Annotated in this window: 16 protein-coding genes; 8 read left to right on the plus strand and 8 right to left on the minus strand. The window is 71.6% G+C overall.

All coding sequences use genetic code 11. From position 1 onward, the window contains the following. The first annotated feature begins 99 nt into the window (after window positions 1–99). Both WG209_RS15130 and WG209_RS15135 read left to right on the plus strand, forming a co-directional pair. Window positions 100–978: an ABC transporter permease gene (locus WG209_RS15130; RefSeq protein ID WP_337175964.1), complete on the plus strand. Its 879-nt coding sequence runs from the start codon at window positions 100–102 to the stop codon at window positions 976–978. Then, a complete protein-coding gene (locus WG209_RS15135; RefSeq protein WP_337175898.1) occupies window positions 950–1834 on the plus strand; it encodes an ABC transporter ATP-binding protein in 885 nt (294 codons plus the stop codon). The genes WG209_RS15130 and WG209_RS15135 overlap by 29 nt, the downstream gene beginning before the upstream one ends. Here WG209_RS15135 and WG209_RS15140 read toward each other — a convergent pair. The 3 genes from WG209_RS15140 to WG209_RS15150 all read right to left on the minus strand — a co-directional run bounded on the left by WG209_RS15140 (window position 1824) and on the right by WG209_RS15150 (window position 6901). After that, entirely contained in the window at window positions 1824–2948 is a 1125-nt protein-coding gene (locus WG209_RS15140) for an ABC transporter permease (protein WP_337175899.1), read from the minus strand. The two genes, WG209_RS15135 and WG209_RS15140, sit on opposite strands and share 11 nt — an antisense overlap. Before the next feature lie 4 nt (window positions 2949–2952). Next, window positions 2953–5715 carry a ribosome-associated ATPase/putative transporter RbbA gene (gene rbbA, locus WG209_RS15145; RefSeq protein WP_337175900.1) on the minus strand — a complete coding sequence of 921 codons (2763 nt, stop codon included), beginning with the start codon at window positions 5713–5715 and terminating at the stop codon, window positions 2953–2955. Between the two features lie 88 nt (window positions 5716–5803). After that, window positions 5804–6901: an HlyD family efflux transporter periplasmic adaptor subunit gene (locus WG209_RS15150; RefSeq protein WP_337175901.1), complete on the minus strand. Its 1098-nt coding sequence runs from the start codon at window positions 6899–6901 to the stop codon at window positions 5804–5806. 527 nt (window positions 6902–7428) lie between these two features. On the opposite strand from WG209_RS15150, the gene WG209_RS15155 reads away from it, so the two are divergent. From WG209_RS15155 to WG209_RS15165, 3 genes are read left to right on the plus strand one after another with little or no spacing between them, the layout of a single operon-like run. Continuing rightward, window positions 7429–8511 carry a hypothetical protein gene (locus WG209_RS15155; RefSeq protein WP_337175902.1) on the plus strand — a complete coding sequence of 361 codons (1083 nt, stop codon included), beginning with the start codon at window positions 7429–7431 and terminating at the stop codon, window positions 8509–8511. A gap of 47 nt (window positions 8512–8558) precedes the next feature. After that, a complete protein-coding gene (locus WG209_RS15160) occupies window positions 8559–9374 on the plus strand; it encodes a lysophospholipid acyltransferase family protein (protein ID WP_337175903.1) in 816 nt (271 codons plus the stop codon). Further along, complete coding sequence (locus WG209_RS15165) at window positions 9371–10354, plus strand: aminoglycoside phosphotransferase family protein (protein ID WP_337175904.1); 984 nt, start codon at window positions 9371–9373, stop codon at window positions 10352–10354. Before WG209_RS15160 ends, WG209_RS15165 begins: the two co-directional genes overlap by 4 nt. A 1-nt stretch (window position 10355) precedes the next feature. Here WG209_RS15165 and WG209_RS15170 read toward each other — a convergent pair whose 3' ends face one another. The 5 genes from WG209_RS15170 to WG209_RS15190 form a co-directional block, all read right to left on the minus strand. Beyond that, a complete protein-coding gene (locus tag WG209_RS15170) occupies window positions 10356–11207 on the minus strand; it encodes a TIGR00282 family metallophosphoesterase (protein ID WP_337175905.1) in 852 nt (283 codons plus the stop codon). A 31-nt stretch (window positions 11208–11238) separates the two neighbouring features. After that, the gene (rny, locus tag WG209_RS15175; protein ID WP_337175906.1) at window positions 11239–12795 is read right to left on the minus strand and encodes a ribonuclease Y; all 1557 of its coding nucleotides are present in this window, start codon (window positions 12793–12795) and stop codon (window positions 11239–11241) included. Window positions 12796–13035: 240 nt separating this feature from the next. Beyond that, entirely contained in the window at window positions 13036–13596 is a 561-nt protein-coding gene (locus WG209_RS15180; protein ID WP_337175907.1) for a DUF1579 domain-containing protein, read from the minus strand. 100 nt (window positions 13597–13696) lie between these two features. Then, window positions 13697–15619, minus strand: coding sequence for a hypothetical protein (locus WG209_RS15185; protein WP_337175908.1), 1923 nt, complete (start codon window positions 15617–15619; stop codon window positions 13697–13699). A gap of 683 nt (window positions 15620–16302) precedes the next feature. After that, entirely contained in the window at window positions 16303–16581 is a 279-nt protein-coding gene (locus WG209_RS15190) for a phosphopantetheine-binding protein (RefSeq protein ID WP_337175909.1), read from the minus strand. A 358-nt stretch (window positions 16582–16939) separates the two neighbouring features. On the opposite strand from WG209_RS15190, the gene WG209_RS15195 reads away from it, so the two are divergent. From WG209_RS15195 to WG209_RS15205, 3 genes are all read left to right on the plus strand, one after another. Next, window positions 16940–17233 (plus strand): hypothetical protein, encoded by a 294-nt coding sequence (locus tag WG209_RS15195; protein ID WP_337175910.1) that lies wholly within the window; start codon window positions 16940–16942, stop codon window positions 17231–17233. Between the two features lie 337 nt (window positions 17234–17570). Next, complete coding sequence (locus WG209_RS15200) at window positions 17571–18827, plus strand: beta-ketoacyl-[acyl-carrier-protein] synthase family protein (RefSeq protein WP_337175911.1); 1257 nt, start codon at window positions 17571–17573, stop codon at window positions 18825–18827. A 134-nt stretch (window positions 18828–18961) separates the two neighbouring features. Then, window positions 18962–19885 (plus strand): lysophospholipid acyltransferase family protein, encoded by a 924-nt coding sequence (locus WG209_RS15205; protein WP_337175912.1) that lies wholly within the window; start codon window positions 18962–18964, stop codon window positions 19883–19885. Window positions 19886–20008 lie beyond the last annotated feature (123 nt).

Raw genomic sequence — 20008 nt, forward strand, 5'->3', positions numbered from 1 at the left:
TTCCGCGATGTCGAGCTTCCTCGTAAGATCCCGCCGCGCTGGCCATGGGCGAAACGGACCTCGCCCGGCCTGCCGCGAGGAGACGGCCCTCAGGTGAACATGGACGTCCGCAACCAGCCGGCGGCCGACGAGGCCGTGGAGACCTTCCCCGCCCCGCCCCGGGCACGCCCGTCGCAAGTGTGGGGCCGACGCCTGGCGGAGGACCGGGAGGAGCTGACCCGCTTCTGGCCGGTCGTCCACAACATGGTGTCCCAGGAGCTGCGGGTGCGCTACCAGCGCTCGTTCATGGGCTTCCTGTGGACGCTGGTCAACCCGCTCCTGATGATGTTCACGCTGTCGATGGTCTTCTCGCAGCTCCTGCCGATGAAGCTGGGGGACGGCGGCAACTACACGCTGTACATCCTGGCCGGGATGATCCCCTGGGCGTTCATGGCCGGGTCGATCACCGAGTCGTCGACCTGCATCATCCAGGCCGAGGGGCTGATCCGGAAGATCTACGTCCCGAAGCTTGTCTTCCCGCTGGTGCGCGTGCTCATCAACATGGTGACGAGCATGCTGTCGCTGGTGGCGCTCTTCCTGGTGCTGGTGCCGATGGGGGCGCGGCCGTCGATGGCGATGCTGTTCCTGCCGGTCGCCATCGGGCTGACGTTCGCCTTCACGCTGGGGCTGAGCCTGATCGTGGCGACCGCCAACACGTTCTTCCGCGACTGCGGCCACCTGGTCGGGGTGTTCATCCAGGCCTGGTACTTCGCCACGCCGATCGTCTACCCGGTCTCGCAGTTCGCCGAGGACCTCCAGTGGCGGTTCTGGCTCAACCCGGCCTTCTATTTCGTCGAGATGTTCCACGACGTCCTGAACTCCGGCCGGATGCCGCAGCTCAGCATCGTCGTGATCGCCGCCGCGCTGGCGGCCGTCAGCCTGGGGATCGGATATGCCGCGTTCAAGGCCAATGAAGACAAGATGGTTTTCCGACTCTGAGGGCCGGGGCCGGGGTCTTCGCCGCGACCGCGCCGAGGCCCCCGCCGGGCCGCTCGTCGAGCTTCGCGACGTCTCGCTCAAGTTCGTGAACTACTCCGACAAGGCGTTCACGCTCAAGCGCGCCGTGCTGGAACTCCTCCTGCGCCGCGAGCGCGAGGTCCCCAACTCCGAGTTCTGGGCCCTGCGCGACGTCAATATCCGCATCGAGCGCGGCGAGCGCATCGGCGTCGTCGGCTCCAACGGCGCCGGCAAGAGCACGCTCCTGCGGCTGCTGGCGCGGATCTACCCGCCGACCCACGGCACGGTGGCCGTGCGCGGGTCGGTCGCGCCCCTGATCGAGATGGGCGCGGGCTTCAACTTCGAGCTGTCCGGGCTGGACAACATCCTGCTCAACGGCGCGATGCTGGGGTTCACGCGCAAGCAGATGCTGGAGAAGGTCGACGCCATCCACGAGTTCACCGGCCTGCGCGAGTTCGCCGACCTTCCGCTGAAGTACTACTCCAGCGGCATGTACGCCCGGCTCGCGTTCGGAGTCGCCACGGCCATCGACCCGGAGATCCTCCTGGTGGACGAGTCGCTGAGCGTCGGCGACGCCAACTTCCGGGCCAAGGCCACCGAGCGCATCCGCGGGCTGATGCAGCGGTCGCACGCCGTCGTCCTGGTGTCGCACGAGCTGTCGTCGCTGCGCGACCTGTGCGACCGCGGCCTCTGGATGCACAAGGGCCGGCTGCTGGCCGACGGGCCGATCGACGAGGTCCTCGACGCCTACCGCGAGGCCACCGCCGCCGCGCCCGCCGCGCCGCCGCCCGACGCGGCCGCCGAGGCCATCCCCGCCCCGGCCGGGGCTATCGGCTGAGCGAGATCGACCGGCGGAACCGCGAGATGCTGTACGCGAAGAACGCCGCGCCCACCAGGGCGACCATCGCGAAGCTCCGCCAGACCGCCTCGATCCCCGCCCCTCGGAACAGGATCGACTGCGAGAAGCTGACGAAGTGCCGCGACGGCAGGAAGAACGTCAGCCCTTGCAGCCAGGTCGGCTGGCTCTCCACCGGCGTCTGCCCGCCGGAGAGGAGCTGGAGCACGATCAGCATCAGGATGATCAGCAGCGCGAACTGGGCCATCGTCCGCGAGATGGTCCCCAGGAAGACGCCCAGCGCCGTCGCGAAGAACAGGTAGAGCGCCACCCCCGCCATGAACAGCCAGAGGGAGCCCGCGATCGGGACCTGGAGCAGCCAGCGGACCACGCCCAACATCGCGGCCCCCGACGCGAGCAGGATCACCAGCGCGTTCGACCAGACCTTCGCCATGGCGATCTCGAACGCCGACAGCGGCATCACCAGGAGGTGCTCGATCGTCCCGTGCTCGCGCTCGCGGATCAGCGCCGCGCCGGTGAGCACGGTGGTCAGGAGCGTCACCTGGTTGACCAGCGCCACGACGGCGTTGAACCAGCTGGTCTCGCCGTTGGGGTTGAACGCCCGGCGGATCACCAGCCGCGTCGGGGCCTGGAACCCCGAGTCCGCCCGGGTCAGGAACTCCGTCACCTGATCGGTCAGGATGTTCTGGATGTAGCTGGAGCCCACCCCCGCCTGGAGCATCGCCGTCGCGTCGATGTCCAGCAGGACGTCGGCCCGGCGGCCGGCGCGGAGGTCGTGCTCGTAGAGCGGCGGGATCTCGATCACGAACATGTACCGGCCGGCGTCCATCGCGTCGTCGGCCTCGTCGGCGCGGATCAGCTCGGGGCGCTGGAAGCGGGGCGGATGGAAGGCCTCCCGGATCTTCCGCGAGAGCGCCGAGCCGTCCTCGTCCACGATCGCGATCGAGGCGTTGTACACCTCCGACGACGTCCCCCGCGCCTGGATGTAGATCGACGCCGTGAAGGCGTAGACGACGAAGACGACCAGGACCTTGTCGCTTCGCAGGCTCCGCAGCTCCTTCACGCCCAGCCAGAAGATGTTGGCGAGTCGTTCCACGGCGTCAGGCCTCCTGGGGGCGCAGCATCAGGACGGCGCCGAGGATGAACGCGGGCACGAACGCCGCCAGCACCAGCGCGTCGTGCGTCAGCAGCCGCGCGCCGAGCCCCTTGGTGAAGGCCCCGACGCTGGCGTGCATGTAGTAGGTCGTGGGCCAGAGCGAGCCGACCACGCGGGCGCTCCCCATCAGGGTCGAGACCGGCTGGAGCATGCCCGAGAACTGCGTCGTCGGGACCAGGGTCACGATCGCGGTGACGAAGACGGCGGCGACCTGCGAGCCCGTCACGCCGGAGATCATCAGCCCCAGCGCCGTCGTCGCCGCGACGTACAGCAGGGCGCAGAGGATCAGCATCGGCAGGCTCCCCTTCACGCCGACGCCGAACACCACGACGGCCAACAGGGTCATGAGGGCGAAGTTGATCATCCCGACGGCGATGTACGGGAGCTGCTTCCCGACCAGGAAGTCGAGCCGGGTCGCGGGGGAGACGTGGAAGTTGACGATGGAGCCCAGCTCCTTCTCCCGGGCGACGCTGACCGCCGTGAGGATGGCCGGGATGAGGATCATCAGGATCGGCGGGACGCCGGGGACCATGGCGTAGATGCTCTCGAACGTCGGGTTGTAGCGGAACCTCGGCTGGACGCCGGCGGAGGGGACGAGCGATTCGCCGGCGATCCGCGTCCGGTGGAGGTCCAGCATGTGGGTCATGTAGGTCCCGTCGGCGTACTGCTGGATCGTCTCGCCGCGGAACGGGTGGGAGCCGTCGATCGTGGCCGTGACCTCGGGCTCGCCGCCGCGGAGCAGGTCGCGGCCGAACTGGGGGGGGATCTCCAGGATCATCGACACGTCGTCGGAGCGGAGCCGCCGGTCGGCCTCCTCGGCCGACGCCACCGGGCCCATCTCGCGGAAGGTCCGCCGGGTCTCGGCGAACGCCGCGTCCAGGCCGCGGCTCTCCGGCGACTGGTCCTGGTCGAACAGGGCGTAGCGGATGTGCTCGACGTCGGTGGTGATGCCGAAGCCGAACAGCAGCATCAGCAGCAGCGACCCGACGAACGCGAACGCCAGCCGGACCGGGTCGCGGAGGATCTCCGAGGTCTCGCGGCCGGCGAACGCCCAGGCGCGGGCCGGGCTGAACACGGCCGACCCCGCGCCGGCGTGGGCCTCGGTCGACATCGCCCGCCGGAGCGCCTCGCGCGCCTCCTCGTCCTTGCCGGCCTCGGTCCCGGCGCCGATGGCGTCCTCGATGTAGGCGATGAAGGCCGTCTCCAGGTCCGGCGCGCCGCGGGCCTCGATCAGCCCGCGGGGGGCGTCCACGGCGAGCACCTCGCCGGCGTGCATCAGCGAGATCCGGTCGCAGCGCATCGCCTCGTTCATGAAGTGGGTCGTGATGAAGATGGTGATCGCCTCGCCCCGCGACAGGTCGATCAGCAGCTCCCAGAAGCCGTCGCGCGCCACCGGGTCGACGCCCGAGGTCGGCTCGTCCAGGATCAGGATCTCCGGCTCGTGGATCACGGCGACGGCCAGCGAGAGCCGCTGGCGGATCCCCAGCGGCAGCTCGCCCGACGCGTGGTCGAGGTAGGGCCCCAGGCCAAATCGATCGACCAGCGCCCCGATCCTCGCGTCCATCCTCGTCGGCGGGAGGTGGAAAAGCCGGGCGTGCAGCCGGAGGTTCTGCATGACGGTCAGCTCGCCGTACAGCGAGAACGACTGCGACATGTAGCCGACGCGCTTCCGGATCTCCATCCCGCCGGCCTCGACCTTCTCGCCGAACAGGAGCGCCTCGCCGGAGGTCGGCGGCAGGAGGCCGGTGAGCATCTTCATCGTGGTGGACTTGCCGCAGCCGTTGGAGCCCAGGAAGCCGAAGATCTCGCCGCGGGGGATCGTGAAGCTGACGCGATTCACGGCCGTGAAGTCGCCGAACTTCTTGGTGAGATCCCGCGCCACGATCGCCGGGGGGCCCTCCACTTCCCGACGTGGAGGGATGGTCAGCCCGCGGTGATCGCCCCGGGCCTCCTCGGGGAGGAGCCGGACGAACGCCGATTCCAGGTCGTCCGCGCCGGTGCGCTCCAGGAGATCCGCGACCGTGCCGCCGCCCAGGATCTTTCCCGCGTTCATGGCCAGCAGCCAGTCGAAGCCCTGGGCCTCGTCCATGTAGGCGGTGGAGACCAGGACGCTCATCCCCGGCCGGGACTCGCGGATGGTGTCGATCAGATCCCAGAACTGCTGGCGCGACAGCGGGTCGACCCCCGTCGTCGGCTCGTCCAGGATGAGCAGGTCCGGGTCGTGGACGAGCGCCCCGCAGAGGCTCACCTTCTGCTTCATGCCGCCGGAGAGCTTCCCCGCCGGCCGGTCCGGGAACGGCCCCAGCCCGGTCGCCTCCAGCAGCGCCGGGATGCGCTCGCGACGCTCCGCCGCCGGGAGGCCGAAGAGGCGCGCGGTGAACTCGATGTTCTCGCGGACGCTCAGCTCGGGGTAGAGGTTCTTCCCCAACCCTTGCGGCATGTACGCGATCCGAGGGAGGACCTGGCGGCGATGCGACTCGTCGGCGATGTCCCCCCCCAGGACGATCACCTTCCCTTCCTGGAGCTTCCGCGAGCCCGCGATCAGGCCCATCAGCGTCGACTTGCCGACGCCGTCGGGCCCGATCAGCCCGATCATCACCCCCGAGGGGAACTCCGCCGTCACGCCGTCCAGCGCGCGCGACGATCGATCATAGGCGTGGACGACGGAATCCGCCGTCGCCACGAGGCCCGCGCCCGTCGTCGCCATCGTGTCGAAGTCCTCGTTTCGGCCCGTGATCGTGGAGGGCCGGGCGCCCGGCCCGCGTCGCGACGGCCCTCGCCGGCCGTCGGCGCGACTAACCTCGCCAGGGGTTGGTGGTGAAGTCCGGCTCCTCGGCCTTCGGCGTCTCCGCGCCCTCCTTCGCCTCCGGCTTCTCGTCGGGGGGCTTGATCCCGATCGCGGCCGGCGGGGGGAATCGGCGTTCGAGCTTCTCGGGCCAGGGGACGTTCGGGTCGACCCTAACGTAGCCGACGCCCCGCACGCCGGACTTGATCTTCTCGACGTAGGGGAGCAGACGCTCCGGCGGCACCCTCAGCTTGACGCGGAACATCAACTTATCGCGCTCCGCGCGCGTCTCGACCTGCTTGGGGGTGAACTGGGCCTCGGGCGAGATGAAGGTGACCCGCGCCCGCGCGGCGTATTGCGGGAGGGCGTCCAGCACGATCCGCGCCTCCGCCCCGATGTCGATCCTCGCGGCCTGGAGGGACGGGAGGAAGATCTCCATGTAGACGTCGTCCAGGTTGACGAGCGTGAGGACCTTGCCCCCCGCGGCCAGGACCTCGCGCTCCTCGGCCAGCCGATAGAGGACCCGGCCGGTGACGGGGGAGACGAGCGTGTGATCGACGATCTTGGCCTGGATGTACTGGACGTCGGCCGTCGCCGCCTCGATCGCCCGTTCGTTCGCCAGGAGCTGGGCCTTCGCGGCCTCGAGCTGGCTCTCGGCGACGTCGATCTTGGTCCTGGTCTGCTCCATCTCCTCGCGCGAGATGTACCGGCGGCTGAACAGCTCGCTGTCGCGGCGGAACTGCTGCCGCTGGAAGCGGGCGCCCGCCTCGTGGCTGACGATGTCGGCCTTGATCTTGCTCTCCGTCTCCTTGGCCTGGGCGATCTTGGCCTTGCCGGCGGCGAGTTGGGCCTCCAGCTCGTCGGTGTCCATCTGGGCGAGGACCTGGCCGGGCCGGACGAGGTCTCCCTCGCGGGCGAAGATGCGTTCCACCCGCCCGGGATACTTCGCCGAGACGTCCACCTGCACCGACTCGATCCGGCCATTGCCCGAGATGATGCCCTCGGGCAGCTTGGCCCGCTCCTGGGCCTCGCGGTAGAGCCAGGCGCCGACCCCCACGGCGGCCAGGACGACCACGACCGCCCCCCAGCGCAAAATCGTCTTGAGCATAACAACCCCAGTTGCCGGGCCGTCGAAGCCGAGCGTTTTCGCGCGGCGAGCCGGCGTCTCGAACGCCGCGATTCCCCGATGAAAGGCTCGCTCCGCGGCATCTCAAATGCAATGCCCCTCCGGGGAACCTCTCGACCCGCGCCCCCGAAACGGCGCCGCGACCGACGCGGCGGTAGCGGTTTCGCCACGCGGCCCGATTTTCCTTATTGCGCTGATCTTGTAAAAAGCTCCATCGGCCGGCCGCCACCATCGAACCACTCATCTCGCTCAAGGAGGAAGTCGCGGAAAAATATTCCATCCCGTAAGGAGCTTCCATGGCGTGCCTTGCGCCCGCGACGTCGTCGTTGCCGGGGCGGATTTCGCCGTTTATTCCGGTCGGGGCGCGCGGCTTGCTCCTAGACCGTCGCTTCGCCCGATCTCCCGGCCGCCGACGCCGGAGCGGATCGAACGCCAAGCAGGCGATGTAGCCGAGATGGTGGCGACGGGCCCATCAGGAAGACGGCCCGGCAGAAGACATGGAGGTTGGCATGGCCCGGATCAGGACGCTGGCTGGTGGGATCGTCGCCTGGATCGCTCTGGCGTCGACCGTCTCCGCGGCCCCCGTCTCCTGGTTCGAGTCGCAGGCCGCGCTGACCGCGTGGTACGCGAACCAGCTCAATAGCGCCGGCAGCGTCTATTCCTCGTCGGCCACGATCTCCAACCTGCCGGTCCACTGGTTCACCCCGGCCCCCGCGACGGCGGTCCCGCTCCAGGCGGTCCCCGCCACCCCGGTCGCCCCGGCCACGGTCGCCGCCCCGGCCACGGTCGCCGCCCCGGTCGCCTTCAGCGTCGGGGCGCCCGCCCCGACCCATCAGGCCGACGCGTTCATCAACCTCGGGGGCCAGCCCTACGCCGAGTCGTCGATCATGACCGGGGATCCCCAGCCCTGGTACATGAGCCCGGCCGCCTCCGCCGTCTACGGCGGGGTGCCCTCGGACGCCCAGCGGGCCGGCTTCGTCCAGGACGTCCTCTCGCAGGTCAAGCAGACGTTCACCGTCAGCGGGATCGACGTCGAGCTGACGGCCGACCCGAACGTCCCCGCCCCTCGCATGATGAGCGTGGTCTCCGGCGCCCACTACGGCCCCAACCCCGCCGCGATCGGGATCACCCAGGTCGGCGACAGCGGCTTCAGCTTCATCGACAACCTGAAGTACGCCTCGACCCCCGACCAGCTCGCGACCGCCGTGGCCCACAACGTGGCCCACGAGCTGATGCACGCCCTGGGGGTCGCCTCGCACCCGGACGAGACCGGCGACCACATCGACTCCGCCGTGGCCGACTGGAGCCTCCTGACCGACCGCGACGCCACCTTCAGCCCCTCCGCCGTCGCCCTGATCAAGTCGGCGATGGCGAACGGGGCCGACTCGCAGGGCCTGGGCGCCGAGCTGTTCAACTCGGGCGTCGCCTTCCACCTCGCCTGCGACGGCGACTGCGGCCTCCACGCCGAGCATGGACTTGGCGGGGCCCCGGTCCTCGCCGCCGCCCCCGTCCCCGAGCCGGCCACCGTCGCCGTCTGGATGGTCGGGCTGCTCGGCGCGGCCGCGCTCCGCCGCGTGCGTCGCCCCGCCTGACGCGCCTCGCGCCCTTGACCGGCCGCCGCCCGGGATGGTCCGATGGGGTGGAAGCCGCGAACCTCGACCCCTCCCCTTCAGGCCGCAACCGTGACGTCATGACCGCCTGGCTCCTCCTCGTCCCGGCCGTCGCCCTGCTGGCGATCCCCGCGATCCGACGCGCCGGCCGGCCTCGCACGCGGGCCGAGATCGGCCCCGCCCTGGCCCCCCTCTGGTGGGCGGCCCGCGCCTACTGCCGGCTCTGGCACCGGCTCGGATTCGACGGCTGGGCGCCCCTCCCGGCCGAAGGCCCCGCGATCCTGATCGCCAACCACACCTGCTGCATCGATCACCTGTTGATCCAGTCTCGATCGCGGCGCGTGCTGGGGTTCGTGATCGCCCGGAACATGTACGAGATGCCGATCGTCCATCGCTTCTGCGTGCGGGTCGGCTGCATCCCCGTCGAACGCGACGGCCGCGACCTCCGGGCGATGCGATCCGCGCTCCGGGCGCTGGAGGAAGGGCGGGTCGTCCCCATCTTCCCCGAGGGCCGGATCACGCCCCAGGGGGGCCGCGCGCTCGGGCCGATCCGCTCCGGAGCCGCGTTCCTGGCCCTGAGGTCGGGGGCGCCGGTGATCCCCGCGTTCATCTCCGGGACGCCCGAGACCGTCGACGTCGGCCCGGCGCTGTGGCGACGGTCGCGATCCCGCGTCGTCTTCGGCCCGCCGGTCGACCTGTCCGACTTCAACCCCTCGCAGGCGGGGGACCGGGACGCCCTCGCTCGGGCCTCCCGCCGGTTCGAGCAGGCCTTGCTGGATCTCCAGGCCCGGAGCCTCGGCCGGACGACGAGCGAGACGCCGGCCGACGTGGGGCCGGTCGCGTGAGCGCCGCCGACGTCCTCGGCCGCTACCCGCCGGGCGAGCGCCCGATCGCGACGCCGACGCCCCTGGGCTCGGCCGGCGGGCTCAGCGGGTCCCTCCTGTGGCGCTACGACGCCCCGAACGGCCCGCGCGTGCTCCGCGCCTGGCCGGAGGGGACTCCCCTCGGCCGGGTCGAGCGGATCCACGGCTGGCTGCGGGCGACGGCCGACCTGCCGTTCGTCGCCCGCCCGATCGCCGCGTCCGACGGCTCGACCGCCATCGAGGCGGGGGGCGTCCGCTGGGAGGTCTCCCCCTGGCTCCCCGGCGAGCCGACGGCCGGCATCCCCCCCCTCCCCCGCGTCCGCGCCGGGTTCGAGGGGTTGGCCGCGCTGCACTCGCGGCTCTCCCGGGTCGACGCCCGCGTCGGCCCGAGTCCCGGCCTGGCCGCCCGCCGCGACGAGCTGCGGTCGCTGATCGAGGGGGGCTTCGACATCCTCGCCGCTCGGCTTTCGACCGCCGCCGACGATCCGGCCGCGGCGGACGCGAGGGAGTGGCTGGGCCTGGCGCGTCGCCTGGCCCCCGGCGTGCTGGCGACGGCCGCGGCCGCGGCCCGGCTCGTCCTCCCGCTCCACCCCTGCCTCCGCGACGCCCGCCCCGCCCACTTCCTGTTCACGGCCGACGCGCTGACGGGCCTGGTCGACTTCGGCGCGATGGACGTGGAGGCCCCGGCGGCCGACCTCGCGCGGCTGGTCGGCGAATGGCTCCCGCGCGGCGACGGCGACGACCTCCGCGCCGAGGCGTTCGCCGCCTACGGCCGCTCCCGCCCGATCGGGGCCGACGAGCTGGCCGCGGCCGGGGCGTTCGAGGAGCTGGCCGACGTCCTCGTCGGCGAGCGCTGGGCGCGATGGCGGTTCCTGGAAGGCCGGCGATTCGACGACGACCGGGCGACCGCCGCCGGGATCGCCCGGGGGCTGGACCGGGCCCGCCGGCTGGCCGCCCGGTGAATCACTCCTGGGCGGAGGGGTCCGCGGGCTGGTCGGGCGAGTCGTTGAGGACCCGCAGGGCGTCCTCCGGGCCGATCGACACCCGGTGGATCGACACCGCCCGTCCGCTGCTCGGGTCGACGCTCACCAGCGCCCCGTTGAGCCGGGGCTCGTGGACGGCGACGTCGAAGTGGGTCGGGACGCTGGTGAGGGTGGCCGTGAGGACGCGATCGTAGCGGCGGCCGAGGATGCCGTCGTGCGGCCCGGTCATCCCCACGTCGCACTGGAACGCCGTGCCGCCGGAGAGGATCCGCTCGTCCGCGGTGGCGACGTGGGTATGCGTCCCGAGCACGGCGGAGACCCGGCCGTCGAGGTAGCGGCCGAGGAGCTGCTTGTCGCTGGTGGCCTCCGCGTGGACGTCGACCAGGACGACCGGGACCGACGAACCGATCAGGCCGAGCACCCGATCGGCGGCGCGGAAAGGGCAGTCGACGGGCTTCATGAAGGTGCGGCCGAGCACCGAGAAGACCGCCGCCGAGGTGCCGTCGCGGGCCTGCACCAGGGCGAGTTCCGGGCCGGGGGCGTCGGGGGGGAGGTTGGCGGGCCGGAGCACGCGGTCGGTCCGGTCGAAGATCTGGTGGATCTCGTCCTTGCGGTAGACGTGGTCGCCCATGGTCATGACGTCGACCCCGGCGTCGACCAGCTCCTCGTGGCAGCGGAGGGTCAGGCCGGAGCCGCCGGCGGCGTTCTCGGCGTTGCAGACCACCAGGCCGATCCCCCAGCGCGGGATGAGCCTGGGGAGGAGCTGCGAGACGACCTTGCGCCCGGGGCCGCCGACCACGTCGCCGATGAAGAGGATCTTGAGGGTTGCCAAGTCGGGGTCGCTCCCGGCGGAGGGGTCATCGTCAGCGGGCGTACTCGACGCTTCGGGTCTCGCGTAGGACCGTCACCTTGACCTCGCCCGGGTAGGTGAGCTGGGCCTGGATGGCGCGGGCGACCTCGCGGCAGAGGGCGGCGGCGGAGGCGTCGTCGAGCTGCTGGCTGTCCACCATGACGCGGACCTCGCGGCCGGCCTGGATGGCGTAGGCCTGCTCGACGCCCGGGAATCCCAGGGCCAGGGACTCCAGCTCCTCCAGGCGGCGGACGTACTTCTCCAGGGTCTCGCGGCGGGCGCCGGGGCGGCTGGCGGAGACGGCGTCGGCGGCGGCGACCAGGACGGTGTACGGGGCGTCGGCCCGCAGGTCGTCGTGATGCCCCAGGGCCGCGTGGGTGACCTCCTTGCCCTCGCCGTGGCGGCGGAGCAGCTCGGCGCCGACGGCCGGGTGGCCCCCCTCCATCTCGTGGTCGGCGGCCTTGCCGAGGTCGTGCAGCAGCCCGCAGCGGCGGCCGAGCGCGCCGTCGAGGCCGATCTCCTCGGCCATCATCCCGGTGAGGAAGGCGACCTCGATCGAGTGCCGCAGGACGTTCTGGGAGTAGCTGGTGCGGAACTTCAGCTTGCCGAGGTAGTCCAGGATCTTCTCGTGGAGGCCGTCGACGTCGGCCTCGCGGGCGGCGTCGCGGCCGAGGGTCCGGATGTGCTGGTCCATCTCCGCCCGCACGTCCTGGACGATCTCCTCGATCCGCGCCGGGTGGATCCGGCCGTCCTGGATCAGCCGCTCCAGGGCGAGCTTGGCGACCTCGCGCCGGACGCTGTCGAAGCCGGTGACGATCACCACGCCGGGGGTGTCGTCGACGATGACGTCGACGCCGGTGGCCTTCTCGAAGGTCCGGATGTTCCGGCCCTCGCGGCCGATGATCCGGCCCTTCATCTCGTCGTTGGGGATGTCGACGGTGCTGACGGTGACCTCGGCGGTGTGGCCGGCGGCGAACCGCTGGATGGCGACGGCCAGGATCTCGCGGGCCCGCTCGCGGCAGGTCTCGCGGACCTGGGCCTCGTGGCGGATGATCCGCTCGCCGGCCTCGGCCCGGAGGTCGCGCTCCACCTGCTCCAGCAGCAGCCGCCGCGCCTCCTCGACCGACATCCCCCCCACGCGCTGGAGTTCCTCCATGCGGCGGGCCTCCAGGCGCGCCAGCTCCTGGCGGGTCGCGGCGACCTCCGACTCGCGCCCGGCGTGCTGGCGGCGGGCGTCGTTCAGCTCGGCCTCCTTCTTGTTGAGGAGGTCGAGGCGTTCGTCCAGCAGGTCGCCGCGCTTCTCCAGGCGGCGTTCCTGGTCGCGGATCTCGCGGCGCGACTCCTCGACCTCGGCCTCGAGCGACCGCCGAAGGGCCAGGGCCTCCTCGCGGGCGTCCAGCTCGGCCTGGCGGCGCAGGGCGTCGGCCTCGCGGCGGGCCTCGTCGAGGATCCCCTCGGCCAGGCCCCGGGCGGCCTCGTCGCGGCGTCGCGCCGCGACCAGCCACGCTCCCCAGGCCCCCAGGGCCCCCAGGGGCAGCCCGATCAGGCCTCCGATCAGCAGTCTCTCCACGCGCCCGGCCTTTCCGCTCAATCTCGCCGCGACGATCCGGCGGGCACCGCCGATCGGGATGCGATCGCGCCCGCGAGGGATGTCGCGGGGCCGGGCGAGCGGAAGGACCGCCCCGGGGCCTCGCCGCCTCGCGGTGGGCGCGTGACGGCGGAGGCGCGATCGGGCCCGCGCGTCGGGCCGCGAACTACTGTATCAGAAGGGCGGGGGCGGTCAATCGCCCGCCCCCCTACCCCGTCGACCTCACTTGCCCCGGCGAGTGTAGGTCATCTCCATGAGCTTGTAGTATTCGCCGCCGGTCTCGTCGTTCTTCATGTAGAAGGAGAAGACCCGCTCGTCGTCCCCCTTCAGGACCGTCGTCGTCTTCACGTCGTACGGCCTGCCGGTGCGCGGGTCGGTGGACTTGCCCAGGCTGGTGACGGTCTTGGTCGCCGCGTCGTACTCCCCTTCCAGCAGGGTCACGTGGGGGTCGGTGGAGTCCACCCAGACGTCGACGAACTTCTTCTTGGCCGGGTCGTAGCCGCTGAGGCCCCGGCCGGTGAACGGCCTGCCGGCGATCGTTCCCTCGAACTTGCTCGCCAGCCACAGGCCGCCGGGGAGCAGTTCCGCCTCCTGCGTCCCCTTAGAAATCTGGGGGGGGCTGTCGGGGCCCAGGAACAGCTTGACCTCGGCGTCCCAGGCGCCGACCTCCTTGGCGAGGTGCCGATGCTGCTCCGTCGGCTGGAACGGCTCCTGGGCGCGGCTCGCGCCCGCCATCGCCAACCCCGCCGCCGCGAACAAGACCACGCGCGCGAACTGATGCATCTCTCGTCCTCCTCGACTCCGTGACAGGCCGGGCGACTCGCCGCCGCCCGATGTTCTTGCGCAGGGTCTTCGGGCGTCGACCGAGAATATCCGGCGAGTCTCAACGAGGGGAGGCCAGGAGCCCCGCGTCGTCGCCGACCGCGGCGGCCGCGTGGGGGGCGGGGCTCGCCTCCAGGTGCTCGTGGAGGATCCTGCGCACCTCTCGGATCGCCAGGGGGTCCTTCTGGACGCCGTGGTCGGACCGGACGATCTTCTCCGAGGCGACCCCTTCCAGGTGGGAGCTGCGGTAGGGGACGACGCCGTCGGTGGTCTGCCGGCGGTCGTCGGGCCGGAGGGAGCCGATGATCGAGTGGAAGACCACGTCGGACGCCGGCTTCATGGCGAGGATCGCCAGGAGGATCGGCGAGTCGGTCGCCAGGGTCTCGATGCTCGTCGGGAAGCGCCGGAACCGCTTGTTGAACGCGTCCGGGTTGTCCTTCACGAGCTGGCTCAGCAGCCGGGCGATCGAGTCCGGGTCGGTGATCAGGCTGGTGCTCACCCGGCCGATCACCCCCTTGCCCAGGTCGGACCCCCGGTGCGGGGTCGCCAGGAAGACGACCCGCTTGACCGACGGGACCGGCTCGAAGAACAGCAGCCGCCGGAGCTGGGCCAGGACGTCCGCCGGGCCGAGGATGTCGTCGAAGGTCTGGTCCGAGTTCAGTTGCCACAGCTCCTCGCCGCTGGAGACCGTCATGCAGTGGCTGAGGAGGCCCCCCATCGAGTGCCCCAGGAGGACCATCCGGTCGAAGGCGGGGTCGCGGCCCTCCGGGTTGTAGAGGTCTCGCGCCCGGCCCAGGGCCTCCCGCAGGTTCGCCGCGGCGATCGGCAGGGGGACGCCGGTGGGATACATGTAGAGGAGGAACTGGTAGCGGTCCCGGATGGCGGGGTCGCGTTGCAGCTCGTCCAGCATGGGGATCCAGGCGAGGGGGCTGCTGATGAGCCCGTGGACCATGACCACCGGGATCTTGCCCGGCTCATAAGGCCGGATCATCAGCAGGTTGGCCCGCTCCAGAGACTGCTCGGGCTTCATCAGGCCGGACCAGCGGAAGCGATCCAGGTCGGTCTGCGACCACATGTACGCCAGGGGGGTCGTGAGGTCGATCTCCAGCGCGATCTGGGTGGGGGGCTGGCCGACGAACTGGTAGAGGATGGGGTCGACCAGCCTGAGCGTGCAGCGCCTGGCCTGCTCGACGGCCTCGCCCGGATCCCGGAGCCGGGAGTTGGGGACGAGGAAGGCGGTCAGCGGGAAGGCCATCTCGGCCGGGTAGAACGCCTCGTCGGGGCGGCGCTCCTCGGACTTGGGGTCGCCGGTCCGGACGCCGATCAGGGGGACGCCCAGGCCGTACTGGTTCCGGCTAGTGGCCAGGCCGCCGACCTCGTAGTCGCTGCACGGCAAGAGCTTGTGGATGTCGGTCGCCTGCCAGGGGGAGCCCTTCTCGACGACGACTTGCAGCTCCTGCTCGCGGTCGCCGGCCTTGAGCTTGATCTTCCCCTGCGGGTCGATGGGGTCCTTCGCCTGGGCGGCCCGGATCAGGCGCTCCAGGCCGGCGTTGTAGATCTCGCAGGCCAGGCGGTAGCGAGGGTCGGCGGGGGCGCGACCCTCGGCGAGCTCGGGGTCGAAGAGGTAGTCGTGCGAGTAGGCCACGGCGTCCAGGTAGCGCCCCACGGCCACGGCCTTGCGCCAGCGGTCGTTGCGGCAGCCTTCCACCCAGGACAGCTCGGCCAGGGCGTAGACGAGTTCCGCCGAGGGCTGCGCGCGGGCCGTCTTCTCCAGGCTGAGGAGGGCGTGCTCGGGGTCCTTGCGGTAGCGCTTCTCGAGGTCGAACCGCTTGAGGGTCTCCAGCGTGCGGGCGCTGGGCCGGTCGATGGCGACCGCTCCGGGATGCGAGGCGGCGAAGCCCCGGTCGCCTCGCGCGGCCTGGATGGTGATGTCCGACCACCCCAGCAGCGTCGTGGCGGCCAGGATGACGTGGGCGATGGGCATAGCCGGGTCACTCCTCGACCCTGTCGGCGGCCTGATCCTGGGCGGCCCGCCATTCCCCCCGCGCCGGGCACACCGGCCCCCGAGGCCGGATGATGCCTCCCCTCCCGCCGACGGTCAATGCCGATCCCCTCGATCCCGACAGGCCGAAAGTTGGCTTCGTTCGTCGGCGCGACAAACAGCCTTGTAGACACAAGATCCTTTAGAATCCCGGATTGCGACGAACGATCCTGGCTTCGTTCGTCGAGAACGCTTCACCTTCCAGGGAAGACGAGGGGCCTCGCCGTCGACCCGTCCATGGCGCGCGGGAGACGGGTGGGCATGATCCTTCCTCTGACGGGGGTGCTCAGCCGAACCCCCTAGGGTGAGCGATGACCGAAATCCCTCCCCCCCTCGTGGGAGAGAGGGGGTCGGCTTATCCTCCGCGATGCTTTCGACGGGGCGCATCAACGGGGAGGCGCTCGGCGTCGGCTTCTTCATACCAAGAGCGTGATTCGGGCGCGGGCCTCCGCGGCTCTCGCTTCGCCCGGGGACTCGCGCGGGCCCTCGGGGTCGGTCACGTCCGCGATCCGAATTGCCAAGGAGCCCGGCGGCCTTCCGCCTTCGCGGAGATGATCCGCGGGAGGAGGCGCGCGATTCCAGGAATCCGGTTTTCTTTCGCGGGCCCGTTCCGACCCCCGCGGGCGTCAGGCGGCGGCGCGGGATTCGCGAGCGAGGCTGCGGGCCACGTCGCCGGCGGTCCGCATGTCGGCCACCTCGTCGAGGTCGATGCTGACGCCGTGGCGGTCTTCCATGAGCATGATCACGCGGACCATGTCGAGGGAGTCCAGGGCGAGCTCCTCCAGGAGCAGAGTCTCCGCGTGGATCAGCCGGGTCCGGGCCTGCTCGGAGACGGATCGGATGAGGTCGACGACGGCGGGCATGGCGGCCGTGACGTCGGCGGGGGCGACCGGTGATTGGTTCATGGGAGGACTCCTGCCCGGAGGCGTGGGTCTTGAGGGAGGCGAGGCTCGTCGACCGCATCGCTGTTTATCGGGCGTGCCCGGCCCAATCTTGAACGCGCCGGCGACGTCGCGGGGGGCCGGGGCGGGCGGATCCGGGGCGCCCCGGCTGGGCGCAACCCGAAGTCTCCCCGGAATGAGCGTCTCGGGGCATTCGTCGGGTAGGTCGTTGCTCCCCCCCGGATGGCTCACTAGAATGAGTCCCGGATTACACGTGGCGACGCCGTCCGTCCCGCCGACGGCGGTCGGGCGCATTGACGCGCCCGAGCGTCGAATGAGACGCCCCGCCCCGTTTCCTCCCACACTCCTAGGAGCGATCACGATGAAAGCCGTCCTGAAGGGCCTGCTTCCGGTCTCCGCGCTGAGCCTGTGCCTCGTCGTCGTCGGCTGCAACAGCGAAGAGGTCCCGCCGACCCCGACGCCGCCGCCGATGCCGGCCCCGTCCACCCCGGGCGCCGCCGAGACCACCCCGGCCGTCACCCCGACCCCGGGCGACGCCGCCCCGGCCGACGCCACCCCGGCCCCGGCCGACGCCACCCCGGCCGACGTCACCCCGGCCGACGAGGCCCCGAAGGTCGAAGCCCCGGCCGACGCCCCGGCCGAGCCCAAGGCCTGAGCCTTGAATTGACCCGGCCCCCTTCGCGGGGCCCGACGGTCCGGGGGCCGCTCGGCCCCCGGATCGGCTCCCATTCCACACTTCGATCGCCCCGCCCTGGCCCGATTCGCCGGCGCCTCCGGGTCGCGGCGTTGCTTCCCCGCCCCCGTGACGCCAGCCCCACCACGCGGGCGCGGCGGGCGCGACATTCTCGTCGAGCGCGCCCGATTCGGGCCGAGGTCGACTTGCGTGCGACGCCGTCGTCGGACGATCATCGCGAGGGGCATGATCGATCAAGGCGGGCCGGGGCCCGGAGAGGCCGGCCGGCGCGACACGAGGCGAGGGAGCGAGGCGAACGATGTCGGAACCGGTCTTCGTGGTGGGCCATGGCGCGATCACATGCCTGGGCCCGGACATGGACGCGACCTGGCGAGGGCTGGTCGAGGGGAGATCCGGGATTCGCCGCCACGCCGGGCTCGACCGCGCGGAGTACCTCCAGGACGTCGCCGGGCTGGTCGAGGGCCTGGAGGTCTCGAAGGCCGAGGACCGCGAATTCGCACGGCTCTCGGCCCGGTTCCTCGGCCTGGGGATGATCGCCGCGCGCGCCGCCTGGCGCGACGCCGGGCTCGACCGGCTGGAAGACCGGATCGACCGCGACCGCGTGGCGGTGGGCGTGGGCTCGGCGTTCGGCGGGGTGGACTTCCTGGAAGCCCAGCAGGCGCGGATGCGCAAGCGCGGGGACCGCTCCGTCAGCCCGTTCCTCGTCCCCGGCCTGCTCATCAACCAGGCGGGCGGGCAGATCTCGCAGGCGCTGAAGCTGTACGGGCCGGGGTTCGCCCCGGCCAACGCCTGCGCCTCCGGGGGGCACGCGATCATCATCGGGGCGATGGCGATCAAGGCCGGCGACGCCGACCTCGCCCTCTGCGGCGCGAGCGAGAGCGCGTTCACCCCGGCGATCGTCAACGGCTTCGCCACGATGAAGGCGCTGTTCGGCGACAAGCCGGGCGACCGCGCCGAGGACGACCCGTCGCGGGCCAGCCGGCCGTTCAGCCGCGACCGCGCCGGGTTCGTGATGGCGGAGGGCGCCGGGATGCTCGTCCTGGCCTCGAAGCGGGCCGTCGATCGCCTGGGCCTGACGCCGCAGGCCGAGCTGGCCGGCTACGCGCTCAACTCCGACGGCCATCACATGTCCACCCCCAGCCCCGAGCGCATCCGGCGATGCCTGACGCTGGCGCTGGAGAAGGCGGGCGTGGGCCCGGGGGACGTCGACTATTACAACGCCCACGGCACCAGCACGACGATCAACGACCGGGTTGAGACGTCGGTGTTGAAGGACGTGCTGGGGGATCGGGCCGGGTCGGTGCCGGTCAGCTCGATCAAGGGGGCGATCGGCCACACGCTGGGGGCGGCCTCGGCGATCGAGGCGGCGGCGTGCCTCCGCGCCCTGCGCGACCGGCTCGCGCCGCCGACGATCAACCACCTGGCCGACCCGGAATTGGACTTGGATTACATCCCGGACGAGGCCCGGCCGATGGAGTTGAATACGGTCGTGAGCGCCTCGTTCGGCTTCGGCGGCACCAACAACGTGCTGGTGCTGCGGAGGCCGCGAGGCTGAGGGCTCGCGGCCGCTCGGAATCCGGCCTTGCCGGCCGGGGCGGGTCGTGCCACACTCCGCCCCGGCGGGAGCGGGCGTCGTCGTCGACGTCGCGCGGGGCCTTGACGCGCGCGGGGAAGTGCGAGGAGACGTCGATGGATCGACGCGGGGTGAAGATCCGCAAGCGTTTGTTGCATGGGGTCTTGCCGGTCGTCCGGCTGCTGCCCCTCCCCACCGCCGCGAGGGTCGTCTCGGGGATCGGCCGGCTGGAACACCGCATGAACCGCGACCTCCGGCTGCGCTTCGACCGGGCCGTGGCGCGCGGCAACGAGGCGCTGGGCTGCGACTGGGACGTGGAGGAGGTCAGCAAGCGGCTGGCCGGCAACCACATCCTCTGGCGGTCGCGCGACATGATCGTGGACGTCGCCTCCGACGCCCGCGCGCTGGCGATGTTCGACGTGACGGGGCGCGAGCACCTGGACGAGGCCGTCGGCCGCGGCCGGGGGTGCATCGTCCTGACCAGCCACTTCGGCGCGCACATGCTGCCGGCGCACTGGCTGTATCGAAACCAGTACCCGCTGAAGCTCTACATGGAGCGGCCGCGGAGCGTCTCGCGGTTCATGGCCTCGAAGTTCGACCGCGAGGGGCCGCTGGGGCAGGACAAGCTGTTCATCTCGCGCAAGGGGGACGCGGCCGACGCCGCCGGCAGCATCCTCCGCGCGGCCAAGGCGCTGAAGTCCGGGATGCTGCTGTTCCTGGCCGGCGACGTCCGGTGGCGGGGGCGGCTGACGACCCCCGCGCGGCTGATGGGCCGGGAGTTCACGTTCTCCTCGACGTGGATCGCGCTGGCGGCGATGTCGCGGGCGCCGGTGCTGCCGGTCTTCTGCCGCGTCGGCGAGGACTGCCGCTACCACATGGAGTTCCTACCGGCGTTCGACCTCCCTCGCGACGCCCAGGACGAATCCCAGGCCGGCGCGCACGCCCAGCGCTTCCTGGACCTGCTGGAGGAACGGATCCGCCGCCACCCGGCCGACAGCAACGAATACCTCTTCTGGGACGACGGGTACGTGGCCGCCTGACGCGAACCCGGGGGGCCTCCGGGCCGTCGGATGGACGGCGGAGCCGAGCTTGACAGGCCCCCGGCCGCCGCTAGAGTACCCCTGGACGTCCCCCGCACGCCTTCGGCCGGTCGCCGGCCCCGG

The organism is Paludisphaera sp. (assembly GCF_037189885.1).
GTDB lineage: Bacteria > Planctomycetota > Planctomycetia > Isosphaerales > Isosphaeraceae > Paludisphaera.